The organism is Paludisphaera mucosa, from assembly GCF_029589435.1.
Lineage (GTDB): Bacteria > Planctomycetota > Planctomycetia > Isosphaerales > Isosphaeraceae > Paludisphaera > Paludisphaera mucosa.
Window position 1 is genome coordinate 1,517,219 of sequence record NZ_JARRAG010000001.1, and the last position, 24,576, is coordinate 1,541,794.

At 68.7% G+C, this 24,576-nt stretch carries 16 protein-coding genes; 7 read left to right on the forward strand and 9 right to left on the reverse strand.

Features of this window, described 5'->3' with window-relative positions; genetic code table 11:
• Positions 1-42 precede the first annotated feature (42 nt).
• Entirely contained in the window at positions 43-3,129 is a 3,087-nt protein-coding gene (locus PZE19_RS06230) for an efflux RND transporter permease subunit (protein WP_277859709.1), read from the forward strand.
• 68 nt (positions 3,130-3,197) lie between these two features.
• Here the strand turns inward: PZE19_RS06230 and PZE19_RS06235 are convergent, their stop codons facing one another.
• Entirely contained in the window at positions 3,198-4,559 is a 1,362-nt protein-coding gene (locus PZE19_RS06235) for a sn-glycerol-1-phosphate dehydrogenase (protein WP_277859710.1), read from the reverse strand.
• A gap of 467 nt (positions 4,560-5,026) precedes the next feature.
• Here PZE19_RS06235 and ispE point away from each other — a divergent pair, with 467 nt between their 5' ends.
• From ispE to PZE19_RS06250, 3 genes are all read left to right on the forward strand, one after another.
• Entirely contained in the window at positions 5,027-5,905 is an 879-nt protein-coding gene (ispE, locus tag PZE19_RS06240; protein WP_277859711.1) for a 4-(cytidine 5'-diphospho)-2-C-methyl-D-erythritol kinase, read from the forward strand.
• 31 nt (positions 5,906-5,936) lie between these two features.
• Positions 5,937-6,572, forward strand: a complete 636-nt coding sequence (locus PZE19_RS06245; protein WP_277859712.1) for a septation protein SpoVG family protein — start codon at positions 5,937-5,939, stop codon at positions 6,570-6,572.
• Positions 6,573-6,766: 194 nt separating this feature from the next.
• On the forward strand, positions 6,767-7,702 hold the full coding sequence (locus tag PZE19_RS06250; protein WP_277859713.1) for an alpha/beta hydrolase: 936 nt from the start codon (positions 6,767-6,769) through the stop codon (positions 7,700-7,702).
• Between the two features lie 42 nt (positions 7,703-7,744).
• Here the strand turns inward: PZE19_RS06250 and purQ are convergent, their stop codons facing one another.
• The 6 genes from purQ to PZE19_RS06280 form a co-directional block, all read right to left on the reverse strand.
• Positions 7,745-8,521 carry a phosphoribosylformylglycinamidine synthase I gene (gene purQ / locus PZE19_RS06255; protein ID WP_277859714.1) on the reverse strand — a complete coding sequence of 259 codons (777 nt, stop codon included), beginning with the start codon at positions 8,519-8,521 and terminating at the stop codon, positions 7,745-7,747.
• Positions 8,522-8,573: 52 nt separating this feature from the next.
• On the reverse strand, positions 8,574-9,416 hold the full coding sequence (locus tag PZE19_RS06260; RefSeq protein WP_277859715.1) for an NYN domain-containing protein: 843 nt from the start codon (positions 9,414-9,416) through the stop codon (positions 8,574-8,576).
• An 83-nt stretch (positions 9,417-9,499) separates the two neighbouring features.
• A complete protein-coding gene (gene purL, locus PZE19_RS06265) occupies positions 9,500-12,355 on the reverse strand; it encodes a phosphoribosylformylglycinamidine synthase subunit PurL (RefSeq protein ID WP_277859716.1) in 2,856 nt (951 codons plus the stop codon).
• Between the two features lie 105 nt (positions 12,356-12,460).
• A complete protein-coding gene (locus tag PZE19_RS06270) occupies positions 12,461-13,327 on the reverse strand; it encodes a prephenate dehydrogenase (protein WP_277859717.1) in 867 nt (288 codons plus the stop codon).
• A gap of 150 nt (positions 13,328-13,477) precedes the next feature.
• Positions 13,478-14,818, reverse strand: a complete 1,341-nt coding sequence (locus PZE19_RS06275; RefSeq protein WP_277859718.1) for a protein kinase domain-containing protein — start codon at positions 14,816-14,818, stop codon at positions 13,478-13,480.
• Between the two features lie 112 nt (positions 14,819-14,930).
• Positions 14,931-16,544 (reverse strand): AMP-binding protein, encoded by a 1,614-nt coding sequence (locus PZE19_RS06280; RefSeq protein WP_277860349.1) that lies wholly within the window; start codon positions 16,542-16,544, stop codon positions 14,931-14,933.
• A gap of 420 nt (positions 16,545-16,964) precedes the next feature.
• On the opposite strand from PZE19_RS06280, the gene PZE19_RS06285 reads away from it, so the two are divergent.
• Entirely contained in the window at positions 16,965-20,111 is a 3,147-nt protein-coding gene (locus tag PZE19_RS06285; protein WP_277859719.1) for a PSD1 and planctomycete cytochrome C domain-containing protein, read from the forward strand.
• A gap of 16 nt (positions 20,112-20,127) precedes the next feature.
• Entirely contained in the window at positions 20,128-21,564 is a 1,437-nt protein-coding gene (locus PZE19_RS06290) for a DUF1501 domain-containing protein (RefSeq protein ID WP_277859720.1), read from the forward strand.
• Here PZE19_RS06290 and PZE19_RS06295 read toward each other — a convergent pair.
• A complete protein-coding gene (locus PZE19_RS06295) occupies positions 21,545-22,324 on the reverse strand; it encodes a tetratricopeptide repeat protein (RefSeq protein WP_277859721.1) in 780 nt (259 codons plus the stop codon). The genes PZE19_RS06290 and PZE19_RS06295 overlap by 20 nt on opposite strands.
• A 77-nt stretch (positions 22,325-22,401) precedes the next feature.
• A complete protein-coding gene (locus PZE19_RS06300) occupies positions 22,402-23,031 on the reverse strand; it encodes a cysteine hydrolase family protein (RefSeq protein WP_277859722.1) in 630 nt (209 codons plus the stop codon).
• 131 nt (positions 23,032-23,162) lie between these two features.
• Here PZE19_RS06300 and PZE19_RS06305 point away from each other — a divergent pair, with 131 nt between their 5' ends.
• On the forward strand, positions 23,163-24,569 hold the full coding sequence (locus PZE19_RS06305) for an APC family permease (RefSeq protein ID WP_277859723.1): 1,407 nt from the start codon (positions 23,163-23,165) through the stop codon (positions 24,567-24,569).
• Positions 24,570-24,576 lie beyond the last annotated feature (7 nt).

Below are 24,576 nucleotides of genomic sequence, written 5' to 3' on the forward strand. Positions count from 1 at the left end.
TCGCATCCGCCCTCACCCCCGCCTGGAGGCTCCTGCAAGGTCATGCTCAACGCCGTCATCGAGTGGTCGCTCAAGAACAAATTCTTCGTCCTGGTCGGGACCGCGCTCGTCGCCGCGATGGGCGTCTACGCCGCGCTCAACCTGCCGATCGACGCCATCCCCGACCTGACCAACGTCCAGGTGCAGGTCATCACCGAGGCCCCCGCGCTCTCGCCGCTGGAGGTCGAGTCGCTGCTCTCCTTCCCCGTCGAATCGGCCATGAGCGGCCTGCCCGACGTCGAGCAGATCCGCTCGGTCTCCAAGTTCGGCATCTCGGTCGTGACGATCGTGTTCCACGAAGGGACGGACATCCTCCGGGCGCGACAGCTCGTCAGCGAGCGCATCCCCCGGGCCGCCCAGTCGATCCCGACGAACTACGGCACGCCCAGCCTGGGGCCGATCGCCACGGCGCTCGGCGAGGTCTTCCAGTTCCAGGTCAAGGCCGAGGCCGGCTCGTCGATCTCGGCCATGGAGCTGCGGTCCATCCTCGACTGGTTCGTCTCCTACCAGCTCCGCAAGGTGCCGGGCGTCACCGAGATCAACGCCCACGGCGGCGAGCTGAAGACGTACCAGGTGGAGGTCGACCCCGACAAGCTGGGCGAGTACCGGCTCTCGATCACCGACCTGTTCGCAGCCCTTCGCGACAACAACGCCAACGCGGGCGGCGGCTACCTCGTCCACGAAGGCGAGGCGCGATACATCCGCGGCGTGAGCCAGGCTCGATCGGCCGAGGACATCGCGGCGATCGTCGTCGACGAGCGCGACGGCGTGCCGGTGACGGTCGGCAGCGTCGCCTCGGTGCATCCGGCGCCCATGATCCGCTCCGGCCTGGCGACCCGCGACGGCCAGGGCGAGATCGTGGTCGGCCTCGTGATGATGCTCATCGGCCAGAACGGCCGCAGGGTCGTCCAGGACGTGAAGGCCGAGGTCGCCGAGATCCAGAAAGCCCTCCCCAAGGGCGTGACGATCGAGCCCCTCTACGATCGCACCCACCTGATCCGCGACACGCTCGACACCGTCTTGCACAACCTGGCCGCGGGAGGCGTCCTGGTCATCGTCGTGCTCCTGGCGATGCTGGGGAACCTGCGAGGGGGGCTGATCGTGGCGATGGCGATCCCGCTCTCGATGCTCTTCGCCGCCGACGTGATGTACCTGACGGGCGTGTCGGCCAGCCTGATGAGCCTGGGCGCGATCGACTTCGGCCTGATCGTCGATTCCAGCGTCATCATGGTCGAGAACTGCGTGCGGCGGCTCGCCCACGAAGGGGGGACGCGTCCCAAGGAGGACATCGTCCGCGACGCCGCCGTCGAGGTGCGCAAGCCGACGATGTACGGCGAGCTGATCATCACCACCGTCTACCTGCCGATCCTGGCCCTGCAGGGCCAGGAGGGCAAGCTGTTCCGCCCCATGGCGCTGACGGTCGTCTTCGCGCTGGCGGGCTCGCTGGTCCTCTCGCTGACGTTCATGCCCGTGATGGCCGCCCTCGGGCTCGGCTCGAAGCCGCAGGAGAAGGAGATCTGGCTGGTCCGTTGGCTCAAGCGAGCCTACGCCCCCGTCCTGGATCGCTTCCTCGCGCACCCCTGGTTCGCGCTCGGGACGGCGCTGGCGCTCGTGATCGCGAGCCTGCCGGTCGCCAGCAACCTGGGCGCCGAATTCATGCCCAAGCTCAACGAGGGCGACCTGCTGATCGAGGCCGTCCAGATCCCGTCGGCCCCCCTCGAACGGTCGGTGACGATCTCGACGCAGATCGAGAACCTCTTGAGGACGTTCCCCGAAGTGAGGACCGTCTACTGCAAGACCGGCCGGCCCGAGATCGCCAACGACGTGATGGGCGTGCATCAGACCGACGTCTGGACGATGCTCAAGCCGCGCGAGGAGTGGCGCGCGGGCCTGACTCGGGACGAGCTGATCGAGGAGATGGACGCCCTGCTGGGCGAGAACGTCCCGGGCGTGAAGTTCGGCTTCAGCCAGCCGATCGAGATGCGCGTCAACGAGCTGGTCGCGGGCGTCAAGAGCGACGTCGCCGCGCTCATCTACGGCCCCGACCTCGACGTCCTCCGCCGCAAGGCGGCCGAGGTCGAGCGCGTGCTGGCGAAGATCCCCGGCGCGCACGACGTCAAGGTGCCCTCGGCGGGCCGCCTGCCCCTGCTCAAGATCGCCGTCCGCCGCGACCAGCTCGCGCGCTACGGGATCAAGGGTTCGGACGTGCTCGACGTCGTCTCGGCCCTCGGCGGCACGACGGTCGGGACCGTATTCGAGGGCCAGATCCGCCGCCCCTTGCAGATCCGCCTGCCGCTCGCCTGGCGCGACGACGCCGAGCGGATCGGCTCGATCCGGATCGTCGACGCGATGGGCCGGCCGATCCCGCTGAAGGACCTGGCCGACATCGCCATGGAAGAGGGGCCGAGCGAGGTGGAGCGCGACAACATCGAGCGCCGGGCCTACGTCGGCGTCAACGTCCGCGGCCGCGACCTCGCCGGCTTCGTGCACGAGGCCCAGCGCGCGGTCGCCACGCAGGTGACGTTCCCCCCCGGCTACCTCGTCCGCTGGGGCGGGCAGTTCGAGCACCTGGAGTCGGCCGAGAAGCGCCTCCTGATCGTCGCGTCGGTCGCCCTGGTCCTGCTGTTCCTGCTGCTCTACAGCTCGTTCCACTCGGTCCGGCTGTCGCTCCTGATCTTCACGGCGGTGCCCACGGCCGCCACGGGGGGGATCTTCGCACTGGCGATGCGCGGGCTGCCGTTCTCGATCTCGGCGGCGGTCGGCTTCATCGCCCTCTTCGGCGTGGCCGTCCTCAACGGACTCGTCTGGGTGAGCGCGGTGGAACACCTGAGGGCCGACGGGCTGGAGGCGCACGAGGCGGCCCGAGAGGCCTCGATCGTGCGGCTGCGGCCGATCCTGATGACGGCCCTCGTCGCCGGCCTGGGGTTCATCCCGATGGCGCTCGCGACCACGCCCGGCGCCGAGATTCAGAGGCCCCTGGCCACCGTCGTGATCGGCGGCCTCTTCACGTCGACACTGCTGACTTCGCTGGTGCTCCCCTCCATCTACCCCTGGTTCGCCCCCACGGAGTACACGCACGCCGGCGAGTGAAGGCGGGGCCGGAGCCGACGACGCCCCGCGGCCCGGCGATCGCCTAAGACCCTCACTACGCTTTCAATTTAAGGTGCGTCACCGAATGGACCTGTCGGAGCCCAGATGGATTCGAGGGCGTCTTCGAGGATCCCGAACCTACGGAAGACGTCCAGGATCGTGAACCGGCGGCGGATGAAGTACGCCTGCTCGAATGAATCGCGAAGCCGACGAGACGAGATCCCGATCGCCTCCGGCCGATCGGGGCAGCCGGCCGCGCGAAGGAGGTCGCGAGCCTCGGCGAAGGGGATCAGGTGCCGGGCCAGACGCTCTCGCAGGGCGGGCCACTCGCGCTGAAGGCGGAGGAGCTGATCGGCGAGTTCGTCGGGCGAGGGATGCTTGGCCCTCGTCTCCTTGGCCGCCTTGCCGGCGAGCGCGTCCGAGACGAAGAGTCTCGCGATGCGCCGATCGTCCTGCTCGAAGGTGGGCCAGGCGGCCACGGCGCGGCCGACGTCGATTGTTTCCAACTCGCGAGCGAGCAGGTCCTGATACAACGCCAGGGACGCCAGCGTGCCGATGCCGACCTTGAAGCCGTGCGACGGCGCGACGCCGCGGAAGATGTGATCCTGCATGTCCCAAAGGTGGCTGAACTGGTGCTCGGCCCCCGAGGCCGGGCGGCTGGTCTGATGGGCCTGCATCGCGAAGCCGCATATCAGCAACCCGGAGACCAGCCCGCGCAGGGCGTCCGGATCGTGGGACGCCACTCCCGCCGGCGAGCCGATCCAGGACCTGAGCCGGCCCTGGACCGTCTGCCAGACGTCGGGATCGATCGGCTCGACTCCGGCGGCCTCGGCGAGGGTCCAGTCGGCACCGGCGACGTTCTTCGCCAGCAGGTCGGCGTAGCCCGAGGCGTTCATGCCGTCGGGGGCCCCGGCGATGACTTCGAGATCGGCGACGACGGCGCGGGGGCCGGGGCAGTCGAAGGTCTGTTTCGAGCCGTGATGCGTGATCGACGCCCCGAAGGCCGTGTATCCGTCCATCGAGGCCGCGGTGGCGACGGTCATGTAGGGTCGCCTCAGACGATGCGCGACCAGCTTGGTCAGGTCGTTGATCGTCCCCGAGCCGACGGCGACGGGGACGGCCTCCAGTTCCCTCAGCGCGGCCTCCAGCCGCTCGACGTCCTCGAAGTCTGCGCGCACGTCCGTCCCGAAGAGGAAGGGCGTTTCATAGGAGACGCCCTCGCGCTGGAAGGCGGCCAGCACGTCGCGGCCCGCGGCCTCGAACGTGTTGGCGTCGGCCACGATCACGGCGGCGGCCGACCCGAACGCCGAGGCGAAGCTCTCGGCCGCGATGTGGCGGAGGCCCTCGCCGACCGCGAGATGTCGCGTGTCGCGGGCCGCGCGAAGGGCCTTCTCCAGCAGCGGGGCGTCGGGCGAGGCGACCGTGATCATGCCTGCCTCCGGGTTCAGCGAACGTCGGCGAGGCGCAGGGACGTGGCGGCGTCGGGCGAGCCGCCATTCTGCCACGGCGCGGCCGACGACGACAACGGGTGGCGCGAGTCCAGACCGTCGCGAGATCGCCTCCGGCGCGGGATTTCAAGGCTCGACCGGGGTCGATCGGATGGCTTTGAAAAAAAGTAAAAGTCTCGCGTCGCGAATGCCGACGCGATTTCGACTTAAGCGGTTTTTCGATCTTGCCGGGATCCGGACGAGGGGATAGAAACTCCGCAGAACGGGGCCCGAAAGGGCTACGATAAGCCGAGGAAGACCGCCTTGAACGCCGACGCCCGCCGACCATACTGGAACGTAAGCGAGGCGGCCTCGACGCGGGTCTTCCCGGCATCCGTCGTTCGCGGCGAGGCTCGCGAATCCGGCTCGTCCGCCCTGGGGCGGGCGATGGATGAAGGAGTGCTCGGCCGATGATCGTCCGTTCGATCGCCGGGGGCGTGGAGGTCCTCGCGCCGGCGAAGTTGAACCTGTTCCTGGAGGTGCCGGGGCGTCGGCCCGACGGCTACCACGAGGTCGAATCGCTGATGGTGGCCGTCGACATGTTCGACGAGCTGACCTTCCGCGAGGAGGAGGGGGACGGCGTCGCGCTGGAGTGCGACGACCCGAGCCTGCCGGTCGACGGCCGGAACCTGGTGGTGCGTGCGGCCGAGCTTCTGAAGTCGGAGTCGGGTCATCGGTCGGGGGTGCGGATCGCCTTGAAGAAGGCGATCCCGGCCCAGGCGGGCCTGGCCGGCGGGTCGAGCGACGCGGCGGCGACGCTGGCGGCGCTGGATCGCCTCTGGGATTTGAAGACGCCCCCGGGACGGCTCGCCGAGATGGCGGGACGGATCGGCAGCGACGTGGCCTTCTTCCTGCACGGTCCGGCGGCGGTCTGCCGCGGTCGGGGCGAGCTGGTGGAAGACGTGTCCCTCCCGATCCCCCTGCATTTCGTCCTGGTCGCCCCCACCGTCGGCCTCAGCACGGCCGACGTCTACCGTCGCCTGAAACCGCCCCAAGAGCCCAGGTCGATCGGACCGATTTTGGACGCGCTGGCCCTCGGGTCCCCGTCCGAGCTGGGTCGCGGCCTGTTCAACCGGCTCCAGGGAGTCGCCGAGTCGATCCGTCCGGAGCTCGCCCGCGTGCGGGACGCCCTGGCGGGTCTGGATCCGCACCTGTGCGGGTCGTTGATGAGCGGCAGCGGTTCCGCCTATTTCGGCCTCGGCCGAGATCGCGAAGCGGCGGAACGCGCCGCGGAAGTCCTCAAGCCGCTCGGACTAGGATGGGTCCGGGCCGTGACCTGCGGCCCCTGAGCAGAGAACGCCTCGTAAAGGAGTACCGGCTGTGGAGATCACCGAAGTTCGCATCAAGCTCATGGAAGACAACTCGGGGAGCAACGAGCGGCTGCAGGCCTTCTGCAGCATCACGTTCGACGACATGTTCGTCATCCGGGACCTCAAGATCATCGAGGGCGCCAAGGGCTTCTTCGTCGCCATGCCCTCGCGGAAGCTCACCGACCGCTGCCACAACTGCAGCACCAAGAACCACCTCCGGAGCCGCTTCTGCAACCAGTGCGGATGCCGACTCGACGAGAACCGCGCCCTGCGCGACGCGGACGGGCGCGCCAAGCTCCACGCCGACATCGCCCACCCGATCAACTCCATGTGCCGCGAGAAGATCCAGGCCGCCGTGCTCGCCTCCTACGCCGAGGAGCTCGAACGAGCCAAGATGCCGGGCTACGTCTCGCGCTACGACGACTACGAGACCGACGACTTCGAGATGCCGTTCGACGGCCACGCCCCGGCCGCCCACGCCGGCGAGCCCCCGCTCCGTCGCGGCCCGCTCCGCGGCCACACCCAGCACTCGCGGGCCGGCCAGTCGATCCTCCGCGGCCCCCACGTCGCCCATCGCAAGGAAGGGACGCCCGAAGGCATCGCTTCCGAGCAGCACCGCGACGGCACGTTCGGCAACGGCCTCTGAGTCGACCCACCGACCGCGATCGAAGCCCCCAAGCCGGGTCCGACCTCAGCCTCGTCGAGGCTGGCGTCGGCCCCGGCTTTTTTCGTTTTCGATGGCGTCGCCTGGTCCCGGAAGCCCATAATTCGATGGCTGGCGACGACGAACGTCGCACGCGTCATCGAGCCCGGCTCGTCCGCTGGCGCGGAGGCACCCACATGGCGACGGATTCGACGCTCACCGTCCAAGAGAACCTCGGCGATCCGTCCGCCTCGCCGCCCGCGCCGACCACCGTCGTGCGGCTCTTTCGCCTGGCGAAACGGTTCCTACTCCTGACGGGGCTGATCCTCTTGGGTTTCTTCGCCGCCCTGTACGCCTTCCAGGCGAGCCTGATCTTCCCCGGCTCATCATCCCAGGGAAAGCCCGAGTCCGTCGTCCGCGCCGGGGTCGGCGAGGAACTGGTCAAGCTGCCCACGCCCGGCGGCCAGGTCGTCGCCCTGTTCAGCCCGGCCCAGGATCCCGACGGCATGCCGCTGGCGGACGCCGCGTCGCGGCCCGCGCTCGTCTTCTTCTACGGCAATGCGATGTGCCTGGCCTACTCGTCGCTCGAGCTCGACCGTTTCCGGCGGCTGGGATTGAACGTGATCATCCCGGATTACCTTGGCTACGGGATGAGCGGCGGCAAGCCGTCGGAGGTCGGCTGTCGCCAGACCGCCGAGGCTTGCTACGAATTCCTCCGGTCACGCGGGTTCCCGGCCGAACGGATCGTCGTCGGCGGCTGGTCGCTCGGGGGCGCGGTGGCGATCGACCTGGCCTCGCGGCGGACCGTCGGCGGGCTCTTCGCGTTCAGCACGTTCACCAGCGTCCGGGGCATGTCCCGGACCTTCTTCCCGCTGCCGCCGCCCGCCTTCCTGTTCATCGACAAGTTCGACAGCCTGTCAAAAATCCCCAAGCTGACCTGCCCAATCCTCCTGGGGCACGGACGCCGCGATCCCCTCGTCCCGTTCCGCATGTTCGAGCGCCTCGCCGCCGCGGCGAAGTCACCGCCGGCGAGGCTCGTGATCGACCAGGCCGAGCACAACGATTTCCTCGACCTGGCCGGCCGGCGCATGGATCAGGCGATCCTCGATCTGGCGGCGAAGACGGATCGCTGAGGCCTCCTCGGCGATTCGAACCCTGGCCGACGCGTCTCGTCCTCAACTCAAGGCGGCGACGGCCCCGCGGAAGATCTTCAGGCCATGTCCTTCCGGGCCCAGGGCGTCGCCCAGGCGTGTCCAGCGGGGGTGGTGCAGCGGGGAGACGAAGCGCTCGGGATGGGGCATGAGGCCGAAGATGCGGCCGGTCTCGTCGCAGACTCCCGCGGCCGCAAAAGGAGAGCCATTCGGGTTCGCCGGATAATCCTGGGTCGGCTCGCGTCGGGCGTCGGCGTATTTCAGGACGATCCGGCCGGCGTCGTCGAGCTTTCCCATAACCGCCGGATCGGCGAGCAGGAAGCGTCCCTCGCCGTGCGCGACCGGGAGGTCGAGCGGCTCGGTGAACGACACGAACGGCGAAAGGCCCGGCCGGGGCAAGAGAGTGATCCAGCGCGCCTCGAAGCGGCCCGACTCGTTGTGGGCGAGAGTCGCGGGGCAGGGGGCCTCGCCGCCGGGGAGCAGTCCGCATCGGACCAGCACCTGGAAGCCGTTGCAGATCCCCAGGATCAGGCCGCCGCGGTCGTGGAACCGGCGCAAGGCGTCGCCCAGCCCGCGAGCCAAATGCGTGGCCAGGATGCGGCCGGCGCCCAGGTCGTCGCCGTAGGAGAAGCCTCCCGGGATGGTCAGGATCTGGAACAGGTCGAGCGCATGCGGCTCTTCCAGCAGGCGGCCGACGTGCCAGGTCTCGGGCCGGGCCCCGGCGCGGCTCCAGGCCTCGGCCGTCTCCTCGTCGCAGTTCGTCCCGGGCGCCCTCAGCACGATCACGCGAGGCGTGGCCATAACGGTCTGGATCCCTTTCGATGTCGCCGTCGAACGGTCGGAGGATGTCGGGTCAGTAGGAAGGATCGGCCGACCCGTAGGAGGACGACGATTGGTAGTCGGGCTCGGCGGCGCGATAGGCGAGGTTGCGTCGGAGCAGTTCGGATTCGTAGACCTGGACGACGAAGTCGGCCGCGATCTTCAGCCGCGACGAGGTCCCCTTGGCGGGGAAATCGGCCGGCGACCCCTTGCGGAACTCGGCGACGCCGACGTGCTTGGCGCGGCTCTTGACGTAGTTGATCCCCGGGATGCCGTCGGCGTCGCCCGAGATCAGGAGGGCGATGTCGTACGTGTCCTGGAGCGCCACCATGTCGACGGCGAGGCTGGTGTCGAGCCCCTTCTCGTTGACCGTGTGATGCAGCAGGTCGACCTTCCAGTGGCCTTCCTGGCGGATCTCGACGAAGTCGGTGGCCGACTGGACGCCGTGGTAGAACCGCTTCTTGCGTTCGAGAGCCCGCCGCTTGCCGTCGTACCACTCGCGGGTCTCGGCGAAGCAGAGGCCCCAGGCCTCCTCCATCCGCCGTTCCGGCGACAGGTCCGGATGGCGCCGGACCACGTCCTCGACGTACGCGTCGCGAAGCCGGGGGTTGACCTCGAAGCGGGCCCGGAGCCGGGCCTCGGCCTTGGGATCGTTGAGGTCCCACTCGTCCATCTTGCCGACCACGTACCAGTAGATCCGCGAGTGCTGGGCGGTGGGCCAGTTCGAGCCCTCGGCGAACGTCCGGCCCCAGTAGTGGACGCTCTGTTCGAACACGTGCCGATAGAATGCGCCGTAGTCGTCGACCCTCAGATTCAGATGCTTCAACACGCCGTCCAGATTCGAACCGTCCACGAAGGTGACGAACCTCAACATCATCCCAATCCCCTCAACATATCGACTATATCATTTAAAGATTCATCCATAACGATGCGCCCCCGGGGCGGGCGCTCCATGTTCGGCTACCAGTCCAGGGGGCGGCGCCAGGCCGCTTCCATGTCGTCGAGCGAGGCGTCGAGGACGCGGCCCCCCTCGAGGCCGTCGACCACGAGGCGGGGCGCCGCGACGGTCGAGCCGAGCTTCGCGAACGGCAGCCCGGCGAGCGCCTCGGCGAGCGCTTCGAAGCGGGCGGGTTCGACTTCCAGCAGGAATCGCGAGGGCGACTCCGAGAAGAGCAGGGCGGCGTCGGAGGACGCCCCGGCGTCCCGGGGCGCGTCCCGCAGGGAGACCTCGGCGCCGATCCGGCCGGCGAAGGCCGATTCGGCGAGCGCGACGGCCAGGCCGCCCTCGCTGAGGTCGTGGCAGCTTCGAACCAGTCCCTGCGAGATCGCCCGATGGAGGGCCTTGAAGATGGCCAGCCCGAGCTTGGCGTCGACCGCCGGCACGACGCCGCCTTCGAGACGACGGGCTTCCGCGAACAACGAACCGCCGAATTCGAGCCGGGTCGTCCCCAGCAGGACGATCAGGTTGCCGGCGGCCTTGAAGTCCATCGTCGTGCAACGGCGGACGTCGGGCACCTGGCCGATGGCGCTGATGAGGAGCGTGGGGGGGATCGCGAGGCTCTTGCCCTCGTGGGCGTACTCGTTGTACAGGCTGTCCTTGCCCGAGATGAACGGCGTCCGATAGGCGAGCGCCAGGTCGCGACAGGCCTGCGCGGCCCTGACGAGTGTCCCCAGGGTTTCGGGACGTTCCGGATTCCCCCAGCAGAAGTTGTCGAGGAGCGCGATGCGATCCGGGTCGGCCCCCACCGCGACGCAGTTGCGGACGGCCTCGTCGATGACGCAGGCGGCCATCGCGTAGGGGTCGAGCCGCCCGTACCGGGGATTGATCCCGCACGAGACCGCGAGCCCGCGATTCGAGCCGACGACGGGCAGGATCACCGACGCGTCGCCGGGCCCGTTCTCGCGCTCGCCGACCAGGGGTTTGACCACGGTGCGCGACTGGACCTCGTGATCGTACTGGCGGACGATCCATTCCTTGCTGCAGACGTCCCAGTGGCCCAGGATCGCCAGCAGATCGGCCGTGAAGTCGGCGGAGGCCGGGGCGTCGATCGCCCGGGGCTCCGGAGCCTTGTACGTCGCGGAGCGGACGACGTCGGGCCGACCCTCGTGGAGGAAGTCCATCGCCAGGTCGCCGACCACCTGGCCGTGGTAGCGGAGGGTGAGGCGGCCGGTGTCCACGAATTCGCCGAGGTCGGTGGCCTCGACGCCTTCCAGCTCGCAGAGGTCGCGGAACTCGGGCCACGATTCCGGGGGGACGGCGAGGACCATCCGCTCCTGGGCCTCGGAGATCCAGATCTCGGTGTAGGATAGGCCCTGATACTTGAGCGGGGCCTTCTCCAGGTCGACGACCGCGCCGGTGTCGGCGCCCATCTCGCCCACCGCCGAGCTGAAGCCGCCGGCGCCGCAGTCGGTGAGGGCGCGGAAGAGGCCCAGGTCGCGGGCCCGGACGATGACGTCGAGCACCATCTTCTCGGTGATCGCGTTGCCGATCTGCACGGCGCCGCCCGAGATCGACTCGCTCTCGCTCGTCAGCTCGACCGAGCTGAACGTCGCCCCGTGGATCCCGTCGCGACCGGTCCGGCCGCCGAGCGCGACGATGCGGTCGCCGGGCTCGACGCTCTTGAACGCCTTCCCGCGCGGCAGGACGCCGACGGTCCCGCAGAAGACCAGCGGGTTGCCCAGGTAGGCCGGGTCGACCGCGAGGGCGCCGTTGACCGTGGGGATCCCCATCCGGTTGCCGTAGTCGCGGACCCCGGCGACGACGCCCTTCAGGACGCGCTTGGGGTGCAGGACGCCCGCCGGCAGCCGGTCGGGCGACATGTCGGGCGGGGCGACGCAGAAGACGTCGGTGTTGCAGATCGGCTTGGCACCCAGGCCGGTGCCCAGGGCGTCGCGGATCACGCCGCCGATGCCGGTGTTCGATCCCCCGTAGGGATCGATGGCCGAGGGATGGTTGTGCGTCTCGACCTTGAAGCAGACGTCGTACTCGTCGTCGAACCGGACCACGCCGGCGTTGTCCGAGAAGACGCTCACGAGCCAGTCGAGGTCCAGCTCCTGGGTCGCCGAGAAGATCGTCCGCTTGAGCAGGTTCGCGATCGGCGCGCCGTCGAAGTCGATCCGGCCGCGCAGCGTCTTGTGGGAGCAGTGCTCGCTCCAGGTCTGCGCAAGCGTCTCCAACTCGCAGTCGGTGGGGTCGCGTCCCAGTTCACGGAAGTGGGCCTGGATCGTGTGCATCTCAGCCAGGCTCAGCGAGAGCTGGCCGTCCTTGCTGGTCTTCACGAGCGTCGCGTCGTCCATCGCCCGGATCGGGACGACGATCAGGGCGAAGTCGTAGGGGCGACCCTCCCCCAGATGATCGAGGTGAAGGGGGCCGACGACCGCCTGCTCGACGGCGTCGTTGGCCAGCACGCGCTGGATCAGCCGCGGCACCAGGTCCGCCGGACCTTCCACGCGGTAGCTGCGGATGCTCCGCGCCCCGTCGACCGCATACCCGAGGTCTCGCAACAGGGCCAGGGCGCTCTCGCCCTCGGGATCGGTCACGCCCGCCTTGGGGAAGACGTGGACGATGGTCGCGGCCAGCCCATCGGCGGCCGGGCAGGGCTCGACGCGGAAGGATTCCACCACGGGGTCGACGAGGACCTGCCGCGCCGCGTCGCCGAGTTCGGCGGCCGTGAGCGGCCCCTCGACGAGGAACCCTCGGCTGGCGGCGATGCGCCACGGGCCGGCCAGGCCCGATTCCAGGGCGTCCTGCGCGATGCGGAGGCCGGTCGAGTCGGGCCGATCGGACGCGGGGGCGATGTCGAGATGCCAGAGCATGCTTAATTTCAACAATTGAAAAGGTTTTTCAGAGGGTCGGCTGCGAAGGCTTCGTCGGGCTCGCCGCCGAGGCGGTCGTCCGACCTCCTGTCGAATTCGGCGCGACTAGGCTTCGGGCGGCTGCTGGGCTTCGAACAGGAGGCGACGGGCCCGGGCGTCGCTCCACCAGCGCCGGATCGACTCTTCGTCGTCGTTCATGAGGGCGTATTTGAGCGACGACAGCCGGTCCTGGAGCTTGGCCACGGCGTTCATCAGGGGGCCGCGGTTGTCCCGGAAGATCGCGGTCCAGAGTTCGGTGTCGGCCCCGGCCACGCGGGTCCCGTCGCGGAACGCGCCCGCGGCCAGCGGATGCCAGTCGGCCGGCACGGCGGCGGCCAGCGACGCCGCCAGCGCGTGGGGCAGGTGGCTGGTGTAGGCCACCACCTCGTCGTGCTCGGCGGGGCCCATCTCGACGATCCGGCAGCCCAGGCCCGCCCAGAACTCGCGCGCCCGCCGCAAGCGATCGGACGCGGTCCGGGCGGTCGGGGTGAGGACGCAGACGCGGTCCTGGTACAGGTCGGCCCGGGCGAAGGCCGATCCCGAACGCTCGGAGCCCGCGAGGGGATGCGCGGCGACGTACATCTCGGCCGCACGGGGGGAGGAGCGCTCGACGGCCTCGACGATGCCGCGTTTCGTGCTGCCGGCGTCGGTGATGAGCGCCGATCTCGGTGCAAGTTCGGCGGCGTGTCGGACGTCCTCGGCGATGCGGCCCACGGGGGTGCAGACGACGACGACGTCGGCCTCGGCCACGCCGCGGGAGAGATCGGTCGTCGCCCGGTCGATCACTCCTCGTTCTCTGGCCTGCTGAAGACTCGCCAGGTCGCGGCCCACGCCGACCACCTCGGCCGCCAGTCCGCGGGCGCGCAGGGCCAGGCCGATCGAACCGCCGATCAGACCGACCCCCACGACGGCCACAGTTCCCAGACGATCCAAGACTCGACCCCCGCCCCAGGATTCCTACGCCGCACGACCGGCTCGATCGTTCGGAAAGCCATGCGGCCCCGCGATTCGGTCCGTCCATCTTAGCGACATCGCCGGCGCGAAACGAGAGAGATTCGCAGGGGCCGGCCTGCGCGCGCAGCCTCAGGACTGGCCGATCAGCACCAGCTCCTGCAAGGCGTCGCTCATCGCCTGGGCCGACTTCCAGCGGGCCCTGGGCTGCTTCTGGAGGGCTTTCTGGAGGATGTTCTCCAGCTCCTCGGGGGCGTCGGGGCGGAACGCCCGCAGCGGGATCGGCGGCGATTCGAGGATCAGCTCGTACGAATTGGCCTGTCGGGGGTTGAAGCCGTAATAGGGGTATTCGTTCGTGAGCAAGTAGTAGAGCGTCGCCCCCGCGCTGTAGACGTCGGCCGGCTCCTTGACGTCGCGGAACTCGCGGATGTGGTCGGGCGAGAGAAACCCGGTCGAGCCGCCCACGTCCCCCTGCCGCGTCATCGTCGAGAAGAGGTTGCCTTCGGCGAAGCTCTTGGCGAGCCCGAAGTCCGACAACTTGACGCGCGGCCGGTGGACCGGGCCCATCACCAGCAGATTCGACGGCTTGACGTCGCGATGGACGAAACCCTTGCCGTGGGAATAGGCCAGGGCCGACAGGAGCTGACGGCCGATCAGCGCCACCGTCGCGACGGGGAGCGGCTGGAACAGACGGGCCCACTCCAGGGCGTTCCGGCCGTCCACGAACTCCATGATCAGCTGGTAGTGTCCGTCCACCTCGAACAAGTCGTAGAATTCGACGATCCCCGGATGCCCCTTGCCGCCGGGGGTCAGCAGATTCTTGAGGACGTGGATCTCGCGCCGGAAGTAGTTGAAGGCCTTGTCGTCGGCCGTCGCGTTGGCCAGCATCATCTTGATCGCCACGCGGCGGCCGGTGGAGAGCTGGGTGGCGCGATAGACCTCGCCCATGCCCCCTTCGCCGATCAGCTCGTCGATCAGGAAGTCGGGGTCCGTCTCGGGGAACCTCCGCCGCATGGCCCGGCAGGCCGAGCAGAGGTTGGCGTCGAGGGCGTCGATGTCCCCGGGGGGAATGACGCCAGTCGATTCGCCCGAGCCGGATTCGGCCGGGAGGAGCGGCGGGGAGATCCGGGCCCCGCAGCCGACGCAGGACGCCGCAACGGTCCCGCCGGGGTTGGACCCGAAGACCAGGACTTCGAGCGCGCTCTGGCCGGCGGTGATCACGTCCCCCTCGCGGAGCATGACGCGCTCGACTCGGAGGCCGTTGACCTTGGTGCCATTGGTGCTGCCCAGGTCGATCAGGTGGTAGACCTGTTCCTTTTTCTCGATGCGGAAGTGGTCGCGGGAGAGGAGCAGGTCGCGAACCATGGGGAAGGCGGCACGCGAGGAGCGGCCGACGATGAAGGGGTCGGACCGATCGATCCGCTGCTCCTCACCCGAATGCGGCCCGGACGTCACGCGCAGCAGCAGGTCCATGCGGCTCTCCGACGCGGCACCTCAACCTCACCGCCGTCATCCTTTCTACCAGATTCGGGCCCCGAGATGTATCCTTCGACGCGGAGGGCCGCCCCTTTCCGGCACCTTCGGATCAGGCGACGGGCTGCCTGACGGCCAGTTCGCGGAGGGCGCGAAGGTCGATCTTGCCGGTCCCGGTGATGGGGACCTCCTCGATCGACACGAAGTCGCGGACGGAGGGGATCCAGAGCCGGGGGACGCCCGCGGCCACGAGCCGGCGATGGATCTCGTCGGGGGTGGCGTTCAGGTTGGTGTAGAGGACGCACAGCCGCTCGCCGTGCTTGGGGTCCGGGATCGCCGTCACGGCCACCGCGTGCTCGTCGACGCCCGCGGCGGCCATGATCGCGGTCTCGACGCCCACGTGAGGGACCATCTCGCCGGCGATCTTCGAGAACCGGCTGATTCGGTCCGTGATCGTCAAAAAGCCGTCCTGATCCACGAAGCCCAGGTCGCCCGTGGAATACCAGCCGTCGATGAGCACCTTGGCGGTGGCCTCGGGCTTGTTCAGGTATCCCGGCATGACCTGGGGGCCCTTCACGCAGATCAAGCCGGTCGCGCCCGGCGGCAGGTCGGCTCCGGACTCGGGATCGACGGTCTTCACGGCCGTCCCGGGGACGGGAAGCCCGACCGTGCCCGGCCGATTCGCATAGATCGTCCGGCCGTCGGGGAGCTTCGCCGGGGCCGGCACGTTGACCGCGACCACGGGAGAGAGTTCGGTCGTGCCGTAGCCCTGCATGGGCTCGATCTTGAGGATCTCCTTGATCTCGCGATAGGTCTCGTCCTTGAGCTTTTCGGCGCCCAAGAGCAGGTGCTTCAAGGCGTGGAACTGCTGCGGGCTGCAGCTCTTGAGGTACATCCTGGTGAACGAGGGCGTCCCCGCGACCAGCGTGACGTCGTGCTCGTCGCAGAGCTTGCCGATCGTCCGGGCGTCGAGCGGGTTGAAGTGGTAGACCACCGTCTTGCCCAGGACGAGGCCCGTCCACAGGCCGATGGTGTACCCGAACGAATGGAAGAACGGCAGGATCCCCAGGATCACCTCCTGGTCGTCGAGGTGGATCTGCTCCTCGACCTGGTGGACGTTGCTCAGGATGTTGCGATGGGTGAGCATCACCCCCTTGGGGTCGCCGGTCGAGCCCGAGGTGAAGATCACCGTCGCCAGGTCGTCCAGCTTCCGCGTCCCCAGGCCCGGCATGAGGCGCTCGAGCAGGGCCATCGGCGCGAGCTTGCCCGTGAAGGCCGCGAACATCTTGTCGGTCGTCCGCACCTTGGCCGGCACGTCCTCCAGCATCACCAGGTCGACCTTCGGTCGGATGTGGCATTTCTCCAGGACCCGCGCCGACGTGATGACCTTGCGGATGCCGCACTGCTCGACGGCCGAGTCGACCATCGCCTGGTTCGTCGTGTAGTTCAGGTTGACCGCGACCTTGCCGAGGAGCCCGAGCGCCAGGTTCGCCACCGCGGACGGGACCATCGGCGGCAGCATCAGGCCGACGTATTCCTCTTCACCAAGCTCGCGGGCGAAGACCCGGCTGAGGGCCGCCGCACGCATCAGCGTCTCGCTATAGGTCAGCTTGGCCCCCGTGCTGTCGCGCATGGCGATTCGGCCGGGGATCCGACGAGCCTGGATGACGAACGCGTGCAAAAGCGAGCGCCACGCGGTCGGAAGCGGCGAAAGCGGCCGGAATATTCCGTGGCCATGCTCGCCCGGGCCCGAAACGTGACCTGCGACGGGATCGCTAACGCTCATGGACGGGGCTCCCGGAACGATCTCTAACACGACCCATGACCCTTACTTCCGGCGATGTGACGGGACCGCCCACTTTACGCGAACGACGGCGTCCCGACAACCTCGCCCTGGCGCGAAACATGCTTGTACCTTCCGGCCCAATCCGAGCGAATACGGAGTCGCGGGCCGGCAGCGCCTCGGTCCCGAGAGACGGAGCCCGATCCTTATCCATGGGACGCGCCGAGGCTCGCGGTCCAGGGCGATAATCAACACGTTCGCAACCCCCGGGCGAAGCGGGTACAATCACCCGCGTCGGGAGGTCCGGTCGTCATCCCGCCGATGCGTGGGCTTTCCCGTTCGTGACCGTGGCGAGGACGGACGATGATGAAGGTATTCGGGCGGATCGTGGGACTCGGGCGTCGCCGGTTCGGGCCGTCACTCGGGATCGCCGTCGCGGTCCTCGTCGCCGCGCATCCGAGGCCGATCGAGGCCGGCGAGCCGGGCGGGACCTCGCCCGCGACCAAGACCGTCGGCTTCAACCGCGACGTGCGGGCGATCCTCTCGGACAAGTGTTTCCAGTGCCACGGCCCGGACGAATCCCAGCGCAAGGGGAAGCTCCGGCTGGACACGTTCCAATTCGCCACGGCCCCCGCGTCGAGCGGAGATCCCGCCATCATCCCCGGCGACGCCGACAAGAGCGAGCTGATCCGCCGCGCGACCACCGACGATCCCGAGGAGCGGATGCCTCCGGCCAAGACCGGCAAGCCGCTCACGGCCGATGAGACGCAGACGCTCCAGAAATGGATCTCCGAGGGGGCCGAGTACGAGGGCCACTGGGCGTTCATCCCCCCCGCCCGGCCCGAGTCGCCCCAGGTCTCGCGGCCCGGGTGGGTCCGAAATCCGATCGACGCGTGGATCCTCAAGCGGTTGGACGGGGAAGGCCTGGCCCCGTCCCCCGAGGCCGACAAGGTGACGCTCCTGAGGCGGCTGAGCCTGGACCTGATCGGCCTGCCGCCGACGATCGCCGAGGTCGACGCATTCCTCGCCGACGACCGGGCCGACGCCTACGACCGCCTCGTCGACCGGCTGCTGGATTCCCCCCATTACGGCGAGCGCTGGGGACGCGTCTGGCTCGACGCCGCGCGTTACGCCGACTCCGACGGCTACGAGAAGGACAAGCCCCGCATCGTCCACTTCTACCGCGATTGGGTCGTCCAGGCGCTCAATCGCGACCTGCCGTACGATCGTTTCATCGTGGAGCAGCTCGCCGGCGACCTCCTGCCCAACCCCGACCAGGATCAGCTCGTCGCCACCGGCTTCCTCCGCAACTCGATGATCAACGAGGAGGGGGGCGTCGATCCCGAGCAATTCCGGGTCGAGGCGATGTTCGACCGCATGGACGCCGTCGGCAAGGCCGTCCTGGGCCTGACGATCCAGTGCGCCCAGTGCCACACCCACAAGTACGACCCCATCAAGCAGACCGATTATTATCGCATGCTCGCCTTCCTCAACAACGTGGACGAGTCCGCCGTCGCGGTCTACACGCCCGAGGAACGGAAGAAGCGCGATGAAATCGTCGCGACGGTCGCGCAGGTCGAAGACGACCTCCGCAAGTCCCACCCGGACTGGGCCGAGCGGATGCGTTCGTGGGAAGACTCGGTCCGCGACCCGGGGCCGAAGTGGAGCGTCGTCCGGACCGACGTCGACGCCAACAACGGCACGGGCCAGAAACATACGCTCCTGGAAGACGGCTCGATCCTGGCCTCGGGCTACGCCCCGACGATCCACACCGACGGCTTCACGGCGCTCAAGCCGGTCCCGGCCGTTGCGGCCGTCCAGCTCGAATTGCTGAACGACCCGAGCCTGCCGCTCTCCGGGCCGGGCCGCTCGACCAAGGGCCTGCTCGCCCTCACCGAGTTCCATGTCGAAGCTGCGCCGGCCGACAGGCCGAACGAGCGGAAAGAGATCGCCATCGTCCGGGCCACAGCCGACGTCGCGCCCCCCGAGGCCGTCCTGGATCCGATCTTCGACGACAAGAGCGGCAAGAAACGCGTCACCGGTCCCATCGCCTTCGCCTTCGATCGGAAGGTGGAGACGGCCTGGGGGATCGACGTGGGGCAGGGCCGTCGCAACGTCCCGCGCAAGGCGGTCTTCGTCCTCGACAAGCCGGTCGCATTCCCCGCCGGCGTGATCCTGACGTTCCGGCTGGCCCAGCAGCACGGCGGGTGGAACAGCGACGACAACCAGAACAACAACCTCGGCCGCTTCCGCTTCTCCGTGACCGAGGCGGCCGACGCCCAGGCCGACCCGACCCCCGCCCCGGTCCGCGAAATCCTGGCGATCGTTCCCGAAAAGCGGACTCCCGAACAAACCGCCGCCGTCTTCCGCCACTTCCGCACGACCGTGCCGGAATGGAAGGAGGCGAACGACCGCATCGAGGCCCTCTGGAAGCAGCACCCCGAGGGATCGTCGCAGCTCGTGCTTCGCGATCGCCCGCGCGAGACCCATCGCCTCGAGCGCGGGGACTTCCTCAAGCCGGCCGAGGTCGTCCAGCCGGGCATGCCGACCTTCCTGAACCCGCCGCCGTCCGATGCCTCGCCGTCGCGACTGACGTTCGCGGAGTGGCTCGTCGATCGCAAGGCTCCGACCACCGCTCGCTCGATCGTCAACCGGATCTGGCAGGCGTACTTCGGCACCGGCCTGACGTCGACGAGCGAGGACCTGGGATCTCAATGCGATCCGCCGTCTCATCCCGAGTTGCTCGACTGGCTTGCCGTCGAGTTCATGGATCGGGGCTGGAGCCTGAAGCAGCTGCACCGCCTGATCGTCGAGTCGAACGCCTACCGGCAGACCTCGCGTTCGACGCCCGAGCTGACGGCGAAGGACCCGTATAACCGACTGCTCGCCCGCGGCGCCCGCGTCCGGGCCGACGCCGAGGTCGTGCGCGACGTGGTCCTGGCGGCGGGCGGCCTGCTCGACCCGACGATCGGCGGCCCCAGCGTGAATCCGCCGGCCCCCGCATTCCTGTTCCTGCCGCCCGCGAGCTACGGCCCCAAGCCGTGGCCCGAGGCGACCGGCCAGGCGAAGTATCGTCGGGCGCTTTACACGTTCCGGTACAGGTCGATCCCCTATCCGATCCTCCAGGCGTTCGACGCCCCCAACGGCGACTTCGCCTGCGTCCGCCGCACCCGTTCGAACACGCCGCTGCAGGCCCTCGCCATGCTCAACGAGCCCGTCTCGCTCGACGCGGCCCGCTCGCTGGCGGCCCTCACCCTCAAGGAGGGCGGGGCGAACGACGCGGAGCGTCTGGCCTACGCCTTCCGCCGGTGTCTTTCCCGGAAGCCCACCGAGCAGGAGGTTCAGGTCCTCACCGACCTCTTGCACAGGCAGGCCGCACGGTTCGCCTCCGGCGCGATCGACCCCGCCAAGCTCTCGGGCGCGGGGGGGGGCTCGCCCGCCGAGCACGCGAGCTGGACGGTCGTCGCGCGGGTCCTCCTCAATCTCGACGAGACGATCACCAAGGAATGAGCCCGGGAGCCCTCCCATGAACTGCCAGGATCGTCAGCATCGGGGGATCGATCCCCTGAACGTCTCGCGGCGATGGTTTCTCGGCCAGTGCGGCGTGGGCCTGGGCGCGATGGCGCTCCGCGAGCTGATCGCGGGATCGGCCGGCGCGACGTCGCCGGCGGGCGCGAACCCCATGGCGGCGCGATCGCCCCATTTCGCCCCCAAGGCGAAGCGCGTGATCTTCCTGTTCATGGCCGGCGGGCCGTCGCACCTGGAGATGTTCGACAACAAGCCCCAGCTCGCCAAGTTCGACGGCACGCTGCCGCCGCCCGAGCTGCTGAAGGGCTATCGCGCGGCGTTCATCAATCCCGACGCCAAGCTGCTCGGCCCCAAGTTCAAGTTCGCGAAACACGGCCGGTCGGGTATCGAGGTCTCGGAGTTGCTGCCGAATCTCGCCAAAGTCGTCGACGACCTGACCGTGATCAAGGGAATGTCGACCGACGCGTTCAACCACGCGCCGGGGCAGATCATGATGAGCACCGGCTCGATGATCTTCGGCCGCCCCAGCGTGGGCGCCTGGACCTGCTACGGACTCGGCAGCGAGGCGAACGACCTGCCCGGCTTCGTGGTCTTCAGCACGGGCAAGAAGGGGCCCAGCGGCGGCAACTCGAACTGGGGCAGCGGCTTCCTGCCGACCGTCTACCAGGGCGTCCAGTTCCGGACGGGCGGCGACCCGGTCCTCTACCTCTCGAACCCCGAAGGCGTCGATCAGGAGATCCAGCGCGACTCGCTCGACGCCGTCCACAAGCTCGACGCCATGCGTCTGGACGCGATGGGCGACCCCGAGATCGCCACGCGGATCAACTCGTACGAGACGGCCTTCAAGATGCAGATGTCGGCCCCCGACGTCATGGACCTGACGCGGGAGCCGCAGCATATCCTGGACATGTACGGCGTCGAGCCCGGCAAGGGGTCGTTCGCCGGCACCTGCCTGATGGCCCGCCGCCTGCTTGAACGTGGCGTGCGGTTCGTAGAGATCTTCCACGAGGCCTGGGACCAGCACGGCAACCTCGTCGCCGACCTCAAGCACAACTGCGCCGACACCGACAAGGCCTGCGCCGCGTTGATCCGGGACCTGAAGCAACGCGGGATGCTGGAAGACACCCTGGTCGTGTGGGGCGGCGAGTTCGGCCGCACGCCGATGGTGCAGGGGGGCTCCGACGGCCGCGACCACCACCCCAACGCCTTCACGATGTGGATGGCCGGCGGCGGAGCGAAGCCGGGCGTCAGCTTCGGCGAGACCGACGACCTGGGCTTCGGCGTCGCCACGGACAAGGTCCACGTCCACGACCTGCACGCGACGATCCTGCACCTGCTCGGTTTCGATCACACGAAGCTGACGTACCGCTTCCAGGGCCGCGACTTCCGCCTGACGGACGTCCACGGCAAGGTCGTCAACGAGTTGCTGGCCTGACGACCCGCGCGGCCAGGGGCGTCGTCAGGTGATCGGCCAACCTGGGCTCGCCTGCGCATTCGTCCCGGATCGTCTCGGCCTCGGCCTGCGCGGCCCGGGCGTCGGCGACCCGACCTAGCCGTTCAAGGACGTCGGCCCGGCCGCCGATCGCCTCGGCGAGGTCCAGGTTCGTCGCGGCGTGTCGCTTGTGGATGTGGATCGCGCGGCGGTAGTGGGCCTCGGCTTCCTGATAGTCGCCGATCTTCGCTTCCAGGTCGGCGAGTTCCTTGATGGTCAGGGCCAGCCGGGCGTCGGAAGGGCCGACGTGCTTCTCCTCGATCGCCATCGCCTTGCGGAGCACCGGGACCGCGTCGGCCTCGTGATGCTGCTCGCGATGGATGACGGCCAGCAGGTAGAGGCTGTCGAACATGACGTCGTCGCGGGTCCATGCATCGTGCTCACGCGCCTCGATCACCCACTTCGCCATCGGCTCGGCGTCGGCGTAACGCTTCTTCGCGCACAGCACGCGAGTCAGGTCGTGGCAACTGCGCGACATGAGCCTCGGGAATTTCTTCTCGTAGGGCCGGACCGTCTCGATCGCCTTGGCGAAGCGGTCGCGCGCCAGGTCCATGTCCCCGTCGTAGAAGGCGTGCCACCCCATGTTGTTGTAATACTGCCAGGCGCCGGCGGCGTCCGATTCGGCCAGGAAGTCGCCCGCCCACGAGGCCAGCGGCGTCGCCGCCAGGAAGAGCCCGAGTCCGGTCCGCAGGAGCATCTTCATCGTAGAACTCCGCAACGACACGACAGAGACGGCGACGACGGCACTCGATGGCCGCCCGCGTTCTTGATTGTACGTTTTCAATATCGCACCTGCGCGCCGTTTTTTCCGAAATGGGCCAGGCTTTCCAGGTCGATCTCGGCCGAAGGCTTCACGTCGGCCTTGAGGACGCGTCGCATCAGCTTCAGCGCGACGCGGGCGTCCTCCTCGTCGACGGCCGCGACGCAGTCCTCGGCGATGATCAGGTGGTAGTCGCGCATGTAGGCGTCGTTGGCCGTGAAGAGCACGCAGATGTCGGCCGTCACGCCGGCGAGGATCAGGGTCCTCGTCCCCAGGTATTCGAGCAGGGTCCCGAGTGTCGTCGAGAAGAACCCAGAGTGCTTGGGCTTCAGCACCTGGTAATCCGACTCCTCCGGCTTGAGCCGAGACACGAATTCCCGGCCCGGTGCGTCGGCCTCCAGGCAGTGTTCGACGAGGCTCGCGAAGTCCGACCGCCAGCGGCCGAAGTTGTCGTTGACGTAGATCACGGGCACGCCCGCGGCGCGGGCGCGATCGGCGAGCGTCGCCAGCGAATCCGCCATCGGTAGGGCCTGGGACAGCAGTTCCTCGGCGTCCGGGAAGTCGAACCGGTTGACGACGTCGATGAGCAGCAGCGCCCCGTCGGCCTTGTCGGGGACGAAGCCGTGGAGGTCGGAAATCTTGCCTGACATGGGTGTGATCCTGGTGTCGAAATCGTCGCCTCGGCGAACGTCCGTCGACCGGGGATTGCGGCAAAGGCCATGCCGCCCCAAGATGGGAAGCTCGAAGACGCCAGGGGAACCAGGACGACCGGGACGTATCGATGCTGCAACGTCGCTTGCGCCTGCTCCAGGCGGTCAGCTTGAACATGTCGATGATGGTGGGCGTGGGCCCGTTCATCACCATCCCGGCCATCATCGCGACCATGGGCGGACCCCAGGCGATGCTGGGCTGGATCCTGGGCGCCGTGGTGGCGCTCGCCGACGGGTTCGTCTGGTGCGAGCTGGCGTCGGCGTTCCCGGGGTCGGGGGGGACGTACCACTTCTTCGACGCCGCGTACGGCGAGTCGCTCCTGGGGCGGTCCCTCAAGTTCCTGTTCGTGTGGCAGTTCCTGTTCAGCGGGCCGCTCGAAGTCGCCACCGGAGCGATCGGCCTGGCGCAGTACGTCAGCTTTTTCTTCCCCCAGCTCCAGCAGCCCGCCTGGAACTGGGGCGTGATCATCCCCGGCCTCGATTCGCCGGTGCCCTGGTTCAACGTCCTGGGCGTCGCCGTGATGGGGCTGGTGACGTTCCTGGCCTACCGCCGGATCGAGGTCGCGGGCCGGCTCCTGGTCGTCCTCTGGGTCGGCATGCTCTTCACCGTGGGCTGGGTGATCGCCACGGGCCTCTCCCACTTCGACGCCCGGCTGGCTTTCTCGTTCCCCGAACACGCGTGGGACGCGACGAGCGCCAACGCGACCGGACTGGGCATGGCGCTCGCGATCGCGATGTACGACTTCCTGGGCTACTACCAGATCTGCTACCTGGGGGACGAGGTCGAGGACCCTTCGCGGACGATCCCGCGGGCGATCCTGATCTCGGTCCTGGCCATCGCCGCCATCTACCTGACGATGAACGTGTGCATCCTCGGCGTGCTCCCCTGGCAGGACGCCATGAGGTCGACGCACGTCGCCAGCGACATGATGGAACGCGTCCTGGGCTCCCGCGCCGCGGGCTTCCTGACGGTCATGATCATCTGGACGGCGCTCGCCTCGACTTTCGCCGCGCTGCTCGGGTACAGCCGGGTCCCTTACGCGTCGGCCAAGGCCGGGCACTTTCCACGCTTCTTCGCGGCCACGCACGCCGAGGGCGACTTCCCCCACCGCTCGCTGATGCTGATCGGCGGCCTGGGGATGCTGGCCTGCCTGGCCGACCTGGGGACGGTGATCGCGGCGCTCCTGACCTCGCGGATCCTCGTGCAGTTCGTCGGCCAGATCGCCACCGTCTTCTGGCTTCGGCGCAACCCCGAGGTCATGGCCCGGCTCCGGTTCCGGATGCCCTTCTTCCCGATCCCGGCGATCGTGGCGCTCGTGGGCTGGCTGTTCGTCTTCGGGACTTCCAAATGGATGATCATCGCTTACGGCCTGGGGTCGCTCGTCCTGGGCGTCGTCGTCTTCATGATCTGGGACGCCTTTCGCCGCGACGACGGCGATCATCGGTCTCGCGACGAGCCGGCCGCGGCCCGAGGCTGACGAGAAT

Coding starts and splice junctions, on each gene's coding strand:
- PZE19_RS06230 (WP_277859709.1), top strand. CDS start 43: ATGCTCAACGCCGTCATCGAGTGGTCGCTCAAGAACAAATTCTTCGTC.
- PZE19_RS06235 (WP_277859710.1), bottom strand. CDS start 4,559: ATGATCACGGTCGCCTCGCCCGACGCCCCGCTGCTGGAGAAGGCCCTT.
- ispE (WP_277859711.1), top strand. CDS start 5,027: ATGATCGTCCGTTCGATCGCCGGGGGCGTGGAGGTCCTCGCGCCGGCG.
- PZE19_RS06250 (WP_277859713.1), top strand. CDS start 6,767: ATGGCGACGGATTCGACGCTCACCGTCCAAGAGAACCTCGGCGATCCG.
- purQ (WP_277859714.1), bottom strand. CDS start 8,521: ATGGCCACGCCTCGCGTGATCGTGCTGAGGGCGCCCGGGACGAACTGC.
- PZE19_RS06260 (WP_277859715.1), bottom strand. CDS start 9,416: ATGATGTTGAGGTTCGTCACCTTCGTGGACGGTTCGAATCTGGACGGC.
- purL (WP_277859716.1), bottom strand. CDS start 12,355: ATGCTCTGGCATCTCGACATCGCCCCCGCGTCCGATCGGCCCGACTCG.
- PZE19_RS06275 (WP_277859718.1), bottom strand. CDS start 14,818: ATGGACCTGCTGCTGCGCGTGACGTCCGGGCCGCATTCGGGTGAGGAG.
- PZE19_RS06285 (WP_277859719.1), top strand. CDS start 16,965: ATGATGAAGGTATTCGGGCGGATCGTGGGACTCGGGCGTCGCCGGTTC.
- PZE19_RS06290 (WP_277859720.1), top strand. CDS start 20,128: ATGAACTGCCAGGATCGTCAGCATCGGGGGATCGATCCCCTGAACGTC.
- PZE19_RS06295 (WP_277859721.1), bottom strand. CDS start 22,324: ATGAAGATGCTCCTGCGGACCGGACTCGGGCTCTTCCTGGCGGCGACG.
- PZE19_RS06300 (WP_277859722.1), bottom strand. CDS start 23,031: ATGTCAGGCAAGATTTCCGACCTCCACGGCTTCGTCCCCGACAAGGCC.
- PZE19_RS06305 (WP_277859723.1), top strand. CDS start 23,163: ATGCTGCAACGTCGCTTGCGCCTGCTCCAGGCGGTCAGCTTGAACATG.